The organism is Streptomyces spinoverrucosus, assembly GCF_015712165.1.
GTDB lineage: Bacteria > Actinomycetota > Actinomycetes > Streptomycetales > Streptomycetaceae > Streptomyces > Streptomyces spinoverrucosus_A.
In genome coordinates this window covers 3,003,846-3,017,532 of sequence record NZ_JADPZX010000001.1, presented here as the reverse complement: position 1 = coordinate 3,017,532, position 13,687 = coordinate 3,003,846, and the positions used below count along the sequence as shown (strand labels likewise).

The following is a 13,687-nucleotide window of genomic DNA, read 5'->3' as shown; positions in this document are numbered from 1 at the left end:
GATACGGGCGCCGGGCCTTGGTCACCCATTTGCCCCAAGGGGGTGTGCCGGTCCGCTCAACTCCCTTACTGGGGGCGGCAAATGGGTGACGGTACGTCGCCTGCCGTGACCAGCGAGAGGAAATCCTCGTTCCACGGGGAGAGGGCAGCGATGCGAAGTCCGCGTGCTACTCAGGATGGACCGCTGCTGACGGTGCAGTGCGAGTATCGCGCCGACTGCACGCGTGACCGCACTGAACGCAATGGATTTCCCATTTTCAGGTATCGAAGGGCCGAGGGTTTCATGCGCAAGCTTCACAAGGCCGCGCTCGTTGTGGCAGCGGCCGGCGGTCTGTCCGCCATCGGCGCCGGCACGAGCCATGCCGATGTTCCAGTCGGACACGGCAGTGCCCCTCCGGCGTCCGCTCCCGACTACCCGGCCGCGCATGCCGCCCCGCCGGCACCACAGCAGACCGGACACGCCGCCGCCTCCGCCTCGGCCTCGTCTCAGGGCACGGCCCAGGCCCAGGCCGCGCCGTATCAGCAGCAGCCTGCCCCGTACCAGCAGCAGCCCGCGCCGTATCAGCAGCAGCCCGCGCCGTATCAGCAGCAGCCCGCGCCGTATCAGCAGCAGCCCGCCCCGTACCAGCAGCAGGCCGCGCCTGCGCAGCCGGCCTATGCCGCCCCCGCGCCGCCGGCGAACGTCGTGCCGCAGGTCATGCCGCAGGTGATGCCCCAAGTCGCCCCGCAGGTAGGCGTACCCCAGGCGTTCGGGCCGGAGCCGCCGATGAGCGTCGCCCCGCAGGTGAACCCGCAGATCAACCCGCAGGTGAATCCGATCGTCAATCCGCTTCTCTCGCCGCCGAGCGCACCGGGGCTGTCGCCGGTCGGCCTCGGCCAGATCGCGGCACCGCCCGTCGGTCAACTGGGGCTTCCCCGACTCGGCTGACGCCTCTTGGCAGTCGCCCGCAATCCCCGCTCCACCGTTCGCAGAACCCATCAAGCTCGACCAACGGAGAACCAATGCGTACGTTCCAGAAGGCAGTCCTCGTGGGCGCCATCCTCGGCAGTGTCGGCTCCCTCAGCACCGCCACCACCGCCTTCGCGGAGGACGACCTGGGGCAGGACCTCGACATCACGCAGGGCATCGAGTGCCGCTCGCACGACATGAACGTCGAGCTGATCGGCAGCGTCGGCGCCCTCACCGGCTTTGCGGGCAACCTGCTGAACGGCGAAGGGAACCCGGGTGCACAGCAGAACCACCTCGGTTCGGACATGGGCTGCAACAGCCAGGCGCTCTGAACGCCCCGGCACCACTCGCTGCGACTCGCACAGACCACTGTCTGTGCGAGTCGTTTCCGTTTGCAGTGCCGGTAGCGTCGGGACGACAGAGCTGAACACGTAACGGGCCCCGGAAGAAGTCGCCATCACTTCCGGGGCCCGTCTCGCGAAGGGAACGCATCTTTCTAACGACGCTGCGCCCCGGGAGTCACCTACTCGGTAACGAAAGGGGCGGTGAGGCTGTGGCAGCGGCGCGGGAAACGAACACCACCACAGCCGTCTTCTTCAATCAGCGGTTTATATGCACCGATACACAACATCACCTTGAAGTCGCCGATTTGATCCGCAGAACATTCGGTACGGCGTCGGGTCAGCGGGTGCGGACCGGGCGGAAGCGGCGGTACAGGACCGTACCCGTGAGGAGAAGCGCGGTACTGCCGGCGACGGCGGGGGCCATGAGGTCCGCTCCGGTGTGGGCCAGCGTGGGCGACGTCAAGTCCGGGGTACGCGGGTCGGGCTGGGACTGGACGTGGGTCGGAGGCTTCGGTGCCCGGGGCTTCGGGGCCTGCGGCTCCGGAGCCTGAGGCGTCGGGGTGTTCTTGACCGGGGGCGTCGTGGTCTGGTCGGGCTCGTCGCCGGGACCGTTGACCGACTGGTTTCCGAAGACCGGGTTGCCCAGGCCGCCCAGGTCGACCGTGTTCCCGGAGACGTTCACCGGCAGATCGATCGGGAGCTGGATGCCGTTGCCGGAAATCAACCCGGGCGAATCGGCGGTGTGAGCCTGAGCCGACGCCCCGCCGGACGTGGCCGATCCGCCGCTGTCCTTCGTGCTGTCGGCCTTCGCACCGGTGGCCTTCTTGCCGTCGGCCTTGCTCTTGTTCGCGCAGGTGTTGCCCGCGGCCGGGTTGAGCAGCCCCACGACGTTCACCGTGTTGCCGCAGATGTTCACCGGCAGGTGTACCGGGAGCTGGATGGCGTTGCCGGAGACCAGCCCGGGCGAGCCGGCCGCCGCAGCCTTGGCGTCGGCTCCGTCGGCCGCGAGGGCGGCGCATGCCGGGAGCGCCATGGCCATCGCGCCGGACGCGGCGACGGCGAACACACCGTTTCGGGTAGCCCGTTTCATAGGTTTCCTGCCTTCCTGACATCACGCGGGCACTCGCCCGCACCTCATAAAACGCAGGTAAACCATCAGAGTTATGGGTGGCGCCTTCCAGCTCACCCCTGGGCACTAGTCCTCAGGCGTTCTGGCCAATCGGGAGAAGCTGGATGAGGGAATCCGGAACCGAAATTCACCACGGCGCCGGCCGCATTCAAACCCGCGGCCGGCGCCGAGCAAGCACACGAACTACGGCAGCGCGTCCACGTGCGGCCCCACCGCGTTCGACCACGCGTTACCGCTCGCCGCATCCCAGTTCGTCGACCACGTCATCGCCCCGCGCAGGTCCGGATACGTCCGCGGCGGCTTGAAGGAGCCGCAGTTCGTCGCGCGCGTCAGACAGTCCAGCGCGTTGTTCACCACGGTCGGTGAGACATACCCGCTGCCCGCCGCCCGCGTCGAGGCGGGGACGCCGAGGCCCACCTGGGACGGGGTGAGGCCGTTCTCCAGCTGGATGCAGGCCAGGGCCGTCAGGAAGTCCACCGAGCCCTGGCTGTAGACCCTGCCGTCGCAACCCAGCATCGAACCGCTGTTGTAGTACTGCATGTTGACGACCGTGAGGATGTCCTTCACGTTCAGCGCCGTCTGGAAGTACGAGTTCGACGTCGACTGCATGTCGATCGTCTGCGGCGCCATCGTGAGCACCATCGACGGGCCCGCCTTCGCCGACAGCGAGCGCAGTGCCTGCGTCATGTACGTCGCGTTGAGGCCGTTCTCCAGGTCGATGTCCACGCCGTCGAAGCCGTACGTCTGCATCAGCGAGTACACCGAGTTCGCGAAGTTCGTCGCCGAGGCGGAGTCGTTCACCGCGACGCGGCCGAGCTCGCCGCCCACCGAGATGATGACCTTCTTGCCGGCGGCCTGCTTCGCCCGCAGGTCGGCCTTGAACTGGTCCACCGTGTAGCCGCCCAGCCCCGCCGAGTCCAGGTTGAAGGTCACGGCCCCCGGCGTCGCCGTCGCGTCCGCGAACGCCACCGCGATGATGTCGTAGTGGCCCGGCACGTCCGACAGCCGCTGCACGGTCGCGCCGTTGTTGAAGTTCTGCCAGTAGCCCGTCACCGCGTGCCGTGGGACGTTCGAGCCGCCGCCACCCGTGGGCGCCGTCGTCCCCGTCACCGCCGCCGACCTCGGCGACTCGCCCGCCGCGTTGGTCGCCGTGACCTGGAAGGTGTACGACGTCGACGCCGCCAGCCCGGTCACGGTCGCCGACGTGCCGGTCACCGCCGTCACCCTCGTGCCGTCGCGGTAGACGTTGTAGCCGGTCGCGCCCGAGACCGTGTTCCAGGACAGGGACACCGAGGAGGACGTCGTGCCCGAGACCGACACGCCCGTCGGTGCGCCCGGGATCGTGGGGGACGGGTCGCCGCCTCCGCCGCCGTCGGGGCCGAACACCGAGACGTCGTCCGCGTAGTACGCCGCCTGGCCGTACCAGCCGTGCGTGTAGACCGTCACCGAGCGCGTCGAGGAGCCGGTGGTGAAGGTCGTCGACAGTTGCTTCCAGGTGGACGAGTCGGGGGTCCACGTCGACACGTCCGTCGTGCCGGTGCCCGTCGCGCCCAGGTAGGCGTAGCCGCCCTGCACCCACGCGCTCAGTGTGTACGTCGAGTTGGGCTGCACCGCCACCGTCTGTGTGCAACGCGCGTTGTCCTGCCCGGCCGGCGTCGCCTTCAGGGCGGACGAGCCGCCGTGCACCGGCGAGGAGACCGTCGTACCGCTGCCCGCCGAGCAGGTCCAGTTGCTCAGGCCGGACTCGAAGCCGGCGTTCCTGGCGTTGTTGATGTCCGCGGCGGATGCCTGGCCGATCGTCGACACGGTGAGAGCCAGGGCGGCGGTCACCGCTCCCGACCAGATGCGGGTACGTCTGCGTCTGCGTGCGCGGTCCACTGGGGCCTCCGGTGGGGAGTGGGGTCTTCCCTGACGAAGTTGGTCCAGACCAATTCAACTGTCAAGAGGTCCAGGCCAATTCGCCGAAGTGCCGCCCGCGGGCGCCGCACTCTTTTGGGTTCGGTCGGGATGCTCCCCCTGCCCCGATTTGGCGTGTCTTGTGCAATGAGAGTTGCTGTCCGGCTACGGAAACGCTGTTCACCGGTCACGGAGGCGTGGATACAGTGCTGAGGTAGTCACGCAGTGAAGTCGTCTCGGTGCACGAGAGTTGCGCCGGCGGGCCGGACTTGGGTGGGAAACGGGGAGCTGCGCGTGCCAACAGCCATTGCCGTGACCAGCGCCGACATGGCGCTACCGGCGCAGGACGACCGGACCCTGCCCGCCGTCGTCCTGCACGAGGTGGACCGACGCCCGTTGGACCATGTGCTGACCGAGCTGCAGGCCCTGATCGAAGCGCACGGGCATGTGATCGTCGTGTGCTCACGGGCCGTTCCGGCCGGGGTGGAGCGGCGGCTGCACACCGTCCGTTCCATCCTGGAGAGCGACCGGATCGCCCTGTTCCGCCCCGAACTGCCCCCGCTCGGACTCGCCGTCCTGGCCCGCCAGTTGCGACAGCTCGCCTCCTGCGACCTCAGCCCGGGCGTCCTCGCCTCGGCGGGCCGGCTGCTCACCCACTACATCCACGCCGGAGCGCTCCTCGGCTCCGTCGCCCGGCTCGACCGCGTCCCCGTCCCCGTCGGCCTCACGTCACACGCCAAGTCCTGGGTCCCGGGCAGCCAGTTCGGGGTGATCGCCCACCCCGAGCCGCAGCTGGTCCGGATCGGCCCCGAAGCGCGGCTGAAAGGACCGGAGTTCCGCACCAGCATGCTGCTCGCCCGGGGGCAGCTCCAGTCCGACTGGGTCACCGCCGCGCTCGCCCCGTCCTGGCGCGTGCAGGGCCTGCGCGAGGTCCCGTTGCCCGCCGAGTCCGCCGGCTGGTGGGGGACCGGCAAGCTGATCGAGTTCTGCACCTATCTGCCCGACCTGTCGGTGCTCTACCAGCTGGTCGGCTCGGTGCGCCGGAACAGCTGCCACTGGTGCGGCATCGACGTCATCGGCGACCGGTGCGTGTTCTGCTCCGCGACGGCCCCGTCGTACGAGAACCAGCTCCAGCTCCCTGCGGGGTGACCCGCTGCCCCGACGAGACCCCCGACCCGTTCGACCCCACCCCCCAACGAGGTTGCACGTTTCATGAACTCCCGTCAGCGCCGCGGCGTGATACTCCTGCTTCTGTCCGTCCTGTGCGCCCTCGGCGCGTTCGCGGGCGTGCTCTCCGTCATCAACGACGTGCAGTCCAAGGTCGGCCCCGAGGTCACCGCGTACCGGGTGAAGGACAAGGTGGCGCCCTACACCGCCCTCACCGCGGACAAGTTCGAGCAGATCAGGATGCCCGAGCGGTGGCTGTCGGAGAACGCGGTCACCGATCTGCGGCAGATCCAGGGCAAGATCGCCGTCACCACCCTGCACGAGGGCTCCCTGCTGCAGAGCGACATGATCGTCGATCAGCCCGCCCTGCGGCCCGGGCAGCAGGAGGTCGCCATCATGATCGACGCGGCGACCGGAGTGGCCGGCAAGATCACGGCGGGATCCACGGTCAACGTGTACGCCACCTTCGAGGGTGAGCGAGAGGGTGCCCCCGCCCAGTCGAAGATCATCGTGACGAACGCCCAAGTGATCGACGTCGGCAAGCTCACCTCCCTGGAACCCGACGCGAGCGATCGCACCCGGCGCGCCACCGAGGCCGTGCCCATCACCTTCGCGCTGTCCACCCTCGACGCCCAGCGCCTCACATACGCCGAGTCGTTCGCCCAGCGCGTCCGGCTCGCCCTGGTCGCCCCCGGCGGCGACACCACCGTCCCCGCCGAGGACCGCACCTACGAACTCGCGAAGGACAAGTGAGGCCCGCATGCCCACGAGGATCCTGCCGGCCGTCGGCGACGCGGACGCGGTCCGCTCGGTCACGACCCTGCTCAGCCAGCTCCCCGACGCCGAACCGGTCACCCCGGTCGTCGACTCCACCCAGCTCATCGACACCCTCGCCCGGCTGGCCGCCGAGTCCGTCGACGAACTGCCCGAAGTCGTCGTCGTCCACGAACGCATCGGCCCCGTCCCGGCCCTGGAGCTGATCCGCGAGGTGGCGCTCCGCTTCCCGGCCGTCGGCGTCATCCTCGTCACCTCCGACGCCAGTCCCGGCCTCTTCCAGGCCGCCATGGACTCCGGCGCCCGCGGACTGGTCGCGCTGCCGCTGTCGTACGAGGAACTGGCCAACCGCGTGCAGGCGGTCGCCCAGTGGTCGGTGGGGGTACGCCGGCACCTGGGCCACGGCGGTGACGTCTTCACCGGCGTCGGCGGCACCGTCGTCACGGTCAGCGGCGCCAAGGGCGGGGTCGGGGCGACGCTGGCCGCGATCCAGCTGGCGCTCGCCTCCCAGGCGTCCGGACGCTCCACCGTGCTGGTCGACATGGACCTCCAGACCGGGGACGTCGCTTCCTATCTGGACGTCCAGTTCCGTCGCTCCGTCGTCGACCTCGCCGCCATCACCGACATCTCGCCGCGTGTCCTCGCCGACGCCGTCTTCCCGCACGACACCGGCGTCGCCCTGCTGCTCGCCCCCGGCGAGGGCGAACGCGGCGAGGAGGTCACCGACCGTGCCGCCCGGCAGATCGTCAGCGCCCTGCGCTCCCGCTACGAGACCGTCGTCATCGACTGCGGCGCCCAGCTGAGCGGCGCCGGCGCGGCCGCCGTGGAGATGGCCGACACCGCCCTGCTGGTCACCACCCCGGACGTGGTCGCGGTCCGGGGCGCCAAGCGGACGGTGCGGATGTGGGACCGGCTGCAGATCCGCAAGGCCGAGGAGACCACGGTCGTCGTCAACCGGCACACGCGCGGCACGGAGATCCAGCCGCCGCTCATCCAGAAGATCACCGGCACGTCGGTCGCCGCGACGGCCGTGCCCGCCAACTTCAAGGAACTGCAGGGCGTCGTGGATGCCGGGCGCGTCCACATGCTCGACAACCGCAGTGTCGTGAAGCAGGCCCTGTGGGGGCTCGCGGGGGAGCTGGGGCTGGTCAAGGCGCCCGTGGGCGAGCGGAAGAGCGGCCGGGGGCGCGGGGAACGCGCGTCGGTGGGCTTCCTGCGGCGGAGGGACGGATGAAGGCCCGGGACCGGGATCGGGGGCAGGTCACCATCGAGTTCCTCGGGATGACACCGCTGATCATCCTGACACTGGTGCTGCTGTGGCAGTTCGTGCTCGTGGGATACACCTACGCGCTCGCGGGGAACGCTGCGGACGAGGCGGCACGGGCGGGCACGGCAGCACAGGACCGCCAGGCGGCCTGCCAGGAGGCGGGCGTACGGCATCTGCCGTCCGCGTGGGAGGGGGGTGCCGAGGTGTCCTGCGGCGAGAGCGGCGGCCTGGTCACGGCCGACGTGCGTCTGAAGGTGCCGGTGCTCTTCCCCGGCTCGGTCGGCTTCCCGTTCCCCGGCGTCGTCGGCCACGCGGGGGCCGTCGTGGAGGAGACGGACTGAGATGACGTACCGGCGGAACGACCGTGGGCAAGTGGCCATCGAATACCTCGGGTTCATCCCGATCCTGATCCTCGTCGCGATGGCCGCTGTGCAGATCGGGCTGATCGCCTACACCGCGCAGCAGGCCGGCACGGCCGCCCGCACCGGCGCGCGCAGCGCCTCCCTCGACGGGCCGTACGCGCAGGACTGCCAGAACGCGGTCAGCTCCTGGCTGGACGCCGCCTGTACGAGCGCGGATCTGGGCGACGAGGTCGAGGTCACGGCCACGATCGACATCCCGTCGATCGTCCCCGGCTGGGACTTCGACCCGGCCCGCAAGACGGCCACCATGCCGATGGACCGCTGAGCAGGGAGTTACGGCGATGAGTCTGCGGGCACGGATCAACTCCCCCGAGGAGAACGGCAGCCGGGGCGAGGACGGGCACCTGGTCGCCTCGTACCGGGCGAAGCTGCTGGAGGAGATCGACCTCGCGGAGATGAGCTCGCTCGCGGCGGCCGAGCGCAGGGCGCGGCTGGAGCGGGTGCTCGGGCACATCATCAGCCGTGAGGGCCCGGTGCTGTCGACCGTCGAGCGCTCGCAGCTGATCCGGCGGGTCGTCGACGAGGCACTGGGCCTCGGCATCCTGGAGCCCCTCCTGGAGGACGCGTCGATCACCGAGATCATGGTGAACGGCCCCGACGCGATCTTCGTGGAGCGCGCCGGCCGGGTGGAGCAACTGCCGCTCCGCTTCGCCTCGAACGACCAGCTGATGCAGACCATCGAGCGGATCGTCTCCACGGTCAACCGCCGTGTGGACGAGTCCAACCCGATGGTCGACGCCCGCCTGCCGTCCGGCGAGCGCGTCAACGTCATCATCCCGCCGCTGTCCCTCACCGGCGCCGTACTCACCATCCGCCGCTTCCCCCGCTCCTTCACGCTCCAGGAGCTGATCCAGTTCGGCTCGCTGGACGAGCCGATGGTGTATCTGCTGGCGGGGCTGGTGCAGGCGCGGTTCAACATCATCGTCTCCGGTGCCACCGGCACCGGCAAGACGACGCTGCTGAACGCGCTGTCCGGGCTGATCCCCGAGAGCGAGCGGATCATCACCATCGAGGACTCGGCGGAACTCCAGCTCCAGCAGCATCACGTGGTCCGGCTGGAGTCACGGCCGCCCAACGTCGAGGGCCAGGGCCAGATCACCATCCGCGACCTGGTGCGCAACTCGCTGCGCATGCGGCCCGACCGGATCGTCGTCGGTGAGGTCCGTGGCGGTGAGTCGCTGGACATGCTCCAGGCGATGTCGACCGGCCACGACGGCTCGCTGGCCACCGTCCACGCCAACAGCGCGGAGGACGCGCTGATGCGGTTGCAGACGCTGGCCTCCATGTCCGACGTCGAGGTGCCCTTCGTCGCGCTGCACGACCAGATCAACAGCGCGGTCGATGTGATCGTCCAGCTCACCCGGTTCGCCGACGGGGCCCGCCGGGTCACCGAGATCGCGCTGCTCGACAGCCACGGCGGCGAACCGTACCGGCTGGCGACGGTGGCCCGGTTCGACGCCCAGCCGATGGCCGCCGACGGCCGGATCTACGGCAGCTTCCAGTACTTCCCGCTCACCCGCCGCACCGCCGACCGCCTCTACATGGCGAGCCAGCCCGTCCCCCCGGCCTTCGGCGTCGCCCAGTCCCCAGCACAGCTGGCCACCCGAGAAGCCAGGTAGGCAGGAGCCGACCCCATGGAACTGAAGACCCTCGTCTCCCTCACCACCGGTGTCGCCCTGCTGACCTGCGTCCTCGCCGTGGCCGGCCTGCACGCCTACGCCATGGGCCGGGCCCAGCGCCAGGCCCTCGTGGAGCGCCTTGCCGCCGCCGGCCAGGTCCAGCCGGTCGGCCGCCGACGCCGGTTCCGTAATCTGGACCGCCGCCTGCGCCGTACCGAACCGGGCCGGAAACTGGAGCTGCGGCTGCTGGCGACGGGCCTGGACGTGACCCCCGGCGAGTTCTTCGCGGCGATGCTCGCCACCGTGGCCGGACTGTGGCTGATCGGCCAGGCCACCCTCGCCCCCTTCTTCGGGCCGATCGCCGGGCTGCTGGGCATCTGGGGGGCGATCCAGTTCCTCAACTGGCAACGCCAGAAACGCATCGAGAAGTTCATCAACCAACTCCCCGAACTGGCCCGCATCCTGGCCAACGCCACCCAGGCCGGCCTCGCCCTGCGCACCGCGATCGGCATGGCGGCGGAGGAGCTGGAGGCCCCGGCCGGTGAGGAACTGGCCAAGGTGGACAACCAGTTGGCGATGGGCGCGTCGATGGACGAGGCGCTGGGGGAGATGGCCGAGCGGCTCCCGTCCCGGGAGCTGGTGGTCCTGGTCACCACCCTCGTGCTGTCCAACCGGGCGGGCGGCCAGCTGGTCAGCGCGCTTCGAAACCTCACAGAGACGCTGGAGGAGCGCAAGGAGACCCGGCGCGAGATCCGCACCCAGCTCTCGCAGGTGAGCATGACGTCGTACGCGGTCCCGGTGATGGGCGTGGGCTCGCTGTTCCTGATGAACGGCGTCAAGGACGGCGCCCTGGACCGGATGACGTCCTCCCCGGTCGGCCAGGCCTGCGTGATCATCGCGTTCGCGCTGTACGCGGTCGGCTTCGTGATGATCCGCCGCATGTCCCGTATCGACGTCTGAGCGGCTCGGGAAGGGAGGGGGAACGGCATGGCACTGCTGCTGGCACTTCTGATGGGCCTCGGCGTCTGGGGGATCTTCGCCGGGATCCGGATGTACCGGGCGGAGGCGAAACTGCCCGGCGACCTCGTCCTCGCCCTGGAGGTCGGCTCGACCCGCACGGGCGCGGTGGACTCGCTGGTCGACCGCATGGGCATGCGGTACGCCCCGGCCGTACTGCGCCTCATGGGCCCGAAGCAGGTCGCCAAGTACCGCCGCAAGATCGACCTGGCGGGCAACCCCGGCGGCCTGACGATCGACCGCTACGCGGCGCGCAGGGCGGTGTACGGCTTCCTGGGCGGCGTGGGCGGTCTGCTGTTCCTGCTGCAGGGCAATGTGCTGATGGCCCTGCTGTTGTTCGCCTTCGGCGCGTTCTGGACGGAGGTGGGGATCTGGTCGGCGATCCGGGTGCGCAAGGACGTGATCGAGCGGACCCTGCCGGACTTCCTCGACGTCCTCGCGGTCGTCGTCAGCGCCGGCCTCGGCTTCCGCCAGGCCCTGGACCGGGTCGCCTCGCGCTACGAGGGTCCCTGGGCCGACGAGATCCGCATCACCCTGCGCCAGATGGACCTCGGCATGAGCCGCCGCCAGGCCTTCGCGGAACTGCGCCGACGCAACGACTCCGAGCAGGTCGCGATGTTCGTGACGGCGTTGCAGCAGGGGGAGGAGCTGGGGGCGCCGATCGTGGACACGCTGGTGTCGCTGGCGAAGGACATGCGGCGCACGGACGCGCAGAACGCGCGGCGCAAGGCGGCGCGGGCCGTGCCCAAGGCCACGATGATGATCACGACGTTCATGGTGCCGGCGACGATGCTGCTGCTGGGGGCGGGGCTGTTGCTGGGGTCGGGGACGGACTTCGGCACGCTGACGGGTGAGTGATGGGCGTGGCCATTACATCGGCGGGGCGGGGGGAGCGGGCCTCGGGCCTGTTCATGGCACGAGGACGGAAAGCCGCCGACGGTGCTGAGCCCCCACAGGGGCCACCGGCACGTGACGACGACAGCCGCACGGGTGGTGCGGCAGGGAACCCGATCCAGGCCGAAAGCCGGGTGCCCCCACCCGCACTGTCGATCCAGCTCAACGCCCTACAAGCAATGTGCCGCCAGGTCTTCGGCTTCCGCCTCGCCATGATCGCCCTCGCCGCCCCCACGGCCCTCCTCAACGCCTCCCCCGGCGTGGGCGTACGCCTGGTCGGCGCAGCAGTGGTCATCACCTTCATGGCGTCCTACGTCCTCTTCAGAGACTGGGAACGCTTCGGCCCCTTACTCCTGCGCCACCCCACCCTCCTGGCCCTCGACACCCTCGTGGGCTCCCTGCCGCTGATCTCGGCGGGCCCCGACAGCACCTTCGCCTACGTCAGCGTCTGCACCCCCCTCCTCGCCGGCCTCGCCTACAGCTGGCGAGGCGCCGCGGTCTTCGCGTCCCTGCAGTCCCTGATCCTCCTTCTGGTCCACGCCACCCTCGCCAACACTCCCGACGCGACCCCCGCCGAAAACCTCCTCCTCCCCGGCTTCTGCGTGATCACGGGCGCGGTCGGCTCCACCCTCCGCAACCTCATGCTCCGCTTCGGCGAGGCCACCCACGCCCTGACGGCGGTGCAGGCCCGCCTGGCGGTCACGGAGGCGGTGGCGGCGGAACGTGCCCGCCTTGCCCGTGAACTGCACGACTCGGTGGCCAAGACCCTGCACGGCGTGGCACTGGCGGCGGAGGGCCTGGCCGACTCGGCTGACAGACCGAATCCACGCCTGCTCAAACACCAGGCGGAGCTGGTGGCCCGCTCGGCCCGCCGAGCCGCGGCGGAGTCCCGCGAGCTCCTCACGGACCTGCGCCGGGAGGCGGACCCGAGGCACGGAACGGACGTACTCGCGGAATTGGCGGCACGGACAGCCGACTTCACGACCCGCACCGGCGTCCGGGCCACATACCACCCCACCGGGGACAAGGCCGTACCCCCCGTCCCCCCGGCGGTGGCCCGCCAGCTCCTCACGATCGCGGCGGAGGCCATGGAGAACGCCTTTCGCCACGCGAACCCCACCCGGATCGACGTCACGGCGGGTGTCCAGGGAGACCAGTTCGTCCTCTCGGTCCACGACGACGGCCGCGGCCTCCCTCCCGGAACCACGCTCGAACAACTCCGCCGAACCGGCCACTTCGGCCTGGTCGGCATGGTCGAACGCGCCGCCTCGGTGGGTGCCCGCATCAGCATCGGCCGCGGCGAGCACCCCAAGGGCACGGAGGTACGCCTGGAACTCCCGCTGGCGGCCCTCGACCCCGACCCGTCCTGAACTGAGTCCCCACCCGAGAGGAGGCCGAACGATGACATCCCTGCGCGTGGTCGTGGCCGACGACAACCCCGTGGTCCGCGCGGGCCTCACCGCCCTCCTCTCGGGCCGCGAGGACATCACGGTCGTGGCGGAGGCGGCGGACGGCCAGGAGGCGTTCGAGGCGGCGTCGGCCCACCGCCCCGACGTGATCCTCCTGGACGTCCGGATGCCGGGCGTGGACGGCATCTCGGCGCTCCCGTACCTCGTACAACTGGCCCCCGTCGTCATGCTCACCTACAGCCGCGAGTCGGAGATCGTCGAGGAGGCGCTGCGGCGAGGGGCGAACGGTTATCTGGTCCACGGCGAGTTCACGGCGGACCAACTGGTGACGGCGGTACGGGACATCAAGCAGGGCAGGCCCCACTTCACCCCGACGGCGGCGGGAGCGCTCCTCGCCCGGCTCAGAGGCACATCAAATGCGACTGCAAACCCTGAAGTCCCCACAGTGTCTATTTCTTCAGAAAACCTTTCGCAAGTGCAACCGGCTGTGGCACAGTCGTCGTCGTACCGGTCACGGTCCCAACTCAGCGCACGGGAGGCGGAGATCATGGACCTCATCGCATCCGGCATGAACAACCAGCACATCGCCGCCACGTGCTTCATCAGCGAGAAGACGGTCAAGAACCACATCAACCGCATCTTCGCCAAGCTGCACAGCACGAGCCGCTCGGAAGCCACTGCGAAGTGGCTGGGGTTGGGGTGAGGGGTGACCGAGATGGACCGTCCGTCAGCTCGTGAGTGGGCCCATGATTGGGCCCAGGGGCCCTCTGCCGAACCGGGTGTTCCGCCGTACGCTCGCGG

General features: G+C 69.9%; 14 protein-coding genes. 12 read left to right on the top strand and 2 right to left on the bottom strand.

Translation table 11 applies throughout. The annotated features are described in order from the left end of the window. The first annotated feature begins 282 nt into the window (after window positions 1-282). Entirely contained in the window at window positions 283-927 is a 645-nt protein-coding gene (locus I2W78_RS13505) for a hypothetical protein (protein WP_196459848.1), read from the top strand. A 74-nt stretch (window positions 928-1,001) separates the two neighbouring features. Further along, the gene (locus tag I2W78_RS13500) at window positions 1,002-1,280 is read left to right on the top strand and encodes a hypothetical protein (RefSeq protein WP_196459846.1); all 279 of its coding nucleotides are present in this window, start codon (window positions 1,002-1,004) and stop codon (window positions 1,278-1,280) included. Between the two features lie 349 nt (window positions 1,281-1,629). On the opposite strand, the gene I2W78_RS41380 is transcribed toward I2W78_RS13500, so the two are convergent. Further along, window positions 1,630-2,358, bottom strand: coding sequence for a chaplin (locus tag I2W78_RS41380; protein WP_307783685.1), 729 nt, complete (start codon window positions 2,356-2,358; stop codon window positions 1,630-1,632). 246 nt (window positions 2,359-2,604) lie between these two features. Next, window positions 2,605-4,299 (bottom strand): chitinase, encoded by a 1,695-nt coding sequence (locus tag I2W78_RS13490; protein WP_196459842.1) that lies wholly within the window; start codon window positions 4,297-4,299, stop codon window positions 2,605-2,607. 312 nt (window positions 4,300-4,611) lie between these two features. Here I2W78_RS13490 and I2W78_RS13485 point away from each other — a divergent pair, with 312 nt between their 5' ends. From I2W78_RS13485 to I2W78_RS13440, 10 genes are all read left to right on the top strand, one after another. Beyond that, complete coding sequence (locus I2W78_RS13485) at window positions 4,612-5,466, top strand: hypothetical protein (protein WP_307783683.1); 855 nt, start codon at window positions 4,612-4,614, stop codon at window positions 5,464-5,466. Between the two features lie 63 nt (window positions 5,467-5,529). Further along, a complete protein-coding gene (gene cpaB / locus I2W78_RS13480) occupies window positions 5,530-6,237 on the top strand; it encodes a Flp pilus assembly protein CpaB (protein WP_196459838.1) in 708 nt (235 codons plus the stop codon). A gap of 7 nt (window positions 6,238-6,244) precedes the next feature. After that, window positions 6,245-7,492, top strand: a complete 1,248-nt coding sequence (locus I2W78_RS13475) for an AAA family ATPase (protein ID WP_196459836.1) — start codon at window positions 6,245-6,247, stop codon at window positions 7,490-7,492. Beyond that, window positions 7,489-7,866 carry a TadE/TadG family type IV pilus assembly protein gene (locus tag I2W78_RS13470; RefSeq protein WP_196459834.1) on the top strand — a complete coding sequence of 126 codons (378 nt, stop codon included), beginning with the start codon at window positions 7,489-7,491 and terminating at the stop codon, window positions 7,864-7,866. Before I2W78_RS13475 ends, I2W78_RS13470 begins: the two co-directional genes overlap by 4 nt. 1 nt (window position 7,867) lies before the next feature. Then, window positions 7,868-8,212, top strand: coding sequence for a TadE family protein (locus I2W78_RS13465; protein ID WP_196459832.1), 345 nt, complete (start codon window positions 7,868-7,870; stop codon window positions 8,210-8,212). A 16-nt stretch (window positions 8,213-8,228) separates the two neighbouring features. After that, complete coding sequence (locus I2W78_RS13460) at window positions 8,229-9,566, top strand: CpaF family protein (RefSeq protein ID WP_196459830.1); 1,338 nt, start codon at window positions 8,229-8,231, stop codon at window positions 9,564-9,566. A gap of 15 nt (window positions 9,567-9,581) precedes the next feature. Further along, window positions 9,582-10,526, top strand: coding sequence for a type II secretion system F family protein (locus I2W78_RS13455; protein ID WP_196459828.1), 945 nt, complete (start codon window positions 9,582-9,584; stop codon window positions 10,524-10,526). A gap of 27 nt (window positions 10,527-10,553) precedes the next feature. After that, on the top strand, window positions 10,554-11,441 hold the full coding sequence (locus I2W78_RS13450) for a DUF5936 domain-containing protein (RefSeq protein ID WP_196459826.1): 888 nt from the start codon (window positions 10,554-10,556) through the stop codon (window positions 11,439-11,441). Between the two features lie 53 nt (window positions 11,442-11,494). Beyond that, the gene (locus tag I2W78_RS13445) at window positions 11,495-12,847 is read left to right on the top strand and encodes a sensor histidine kinase (protein WP_196464540.1); all 1,353 of its coding nucleotides are present in this window, start codon (window positions 11,495-11,497) and stop codon (window positions 12,845-12,847) included. A 31-nt stretch (window positions 12,848-12,878) separates the two neighbouring features. Further along, window positions 12,879-13,589, top strand: coding sequence for a response regulator transcription factor (locus tag I2W78_RS13440; protein WP_196459824.1), 711 nt, complete (start codon window positions 12,879-12,881; stop codon window positions 13,587-13,589). Window positions 13,590-13,687 lie beyond the last annotated feature (98 nt).

What these genes read in the sequence shown, in the direction of transcription:
- cpaB (WP_196459838.1), top strand. Translation starts at nt 5,530, where the DNA reads ATGAACTCCCGTCAGCGCCGCGGCGTGATACTCCTGCTTCTGTCCGTC.
- I2W78_RS13460 (WP_196459830.1), top strand. Translation starts at nt 8,229, where the DNA reads ATGAGTCTGCGGGCACGGATCAACTCCCCCGAGGAGAACGGCAGCCGG.
- I2W78_RS13445 (WP_196464540.1), top strand. Translation starts at nt 11,495, where the DNA reads ATGGCACGAGGACGGAAAGCCGCCGACGGTGCTGAGCCCCCACAGGGG.
- I2W78_RS13470 (WP_196459834.1), top strand. Translation starts at nt 7,489, where the DNA reads ATGAAGGCCCGGGACCGGGATCGGGGGCAGGTCACCATCGAGTTCCTC.
- I2W78_RS13505 (WP_196459848.1), top strand. Translation starts at nt 283, where the DNA reads ATGCGCAAGCTTCACAAGGCCGCGCTCGTTGTGGCAGCGGCCGGCGGT.
- I2W78_RS13500 (WP_196459846.1), top strand. Translation starts at nt 1,002, where the DNA reads ATGCGTACGTTCCAGAAGGCAGTCCTCGTGGGCGCCATCCTCGGCAGT.
- I2W78_RS13450 (WP_196459826.1), top strand. Translation starts at nt 10,554, where the DNA reads ATGGCACTGCTGCTGGCACTTCTGATGGGCCTCGGCGTCTGGGGGATC.
- I2W78_RS13440 (WP_196459824.1), top strand. Translation starts at nt 12,879, where the DNA reads ATGACATCCCTGCGCGTGGTCGTGGCCGACGACAACCCCGTGGTCCGC.
- I2W78_RS13465 (WP_196459832.1), top strand. Translation starts at nt 7,868, where the DNA reads ATGACGTACCGGCGGAACGACCGTGGGCAAGTGGCCATCGAATACCTC.
- I2W78_RS13475 (WP_196459836.1), top strand. Translation starts at nt 6,245, where the DNA reads ATGCCCACGAGGATCCTGCCGGCCGTCGGCGACGCGGACGCGGTCCGC.
- I2W78_RS13455 (WP_196459828.1), top strand. Translation starts at nt 9,582, where the DNA reads ATGGAACTGAAGACCCTCGTCTCCCTCACCACCGGTGTCGCCCTGCTG.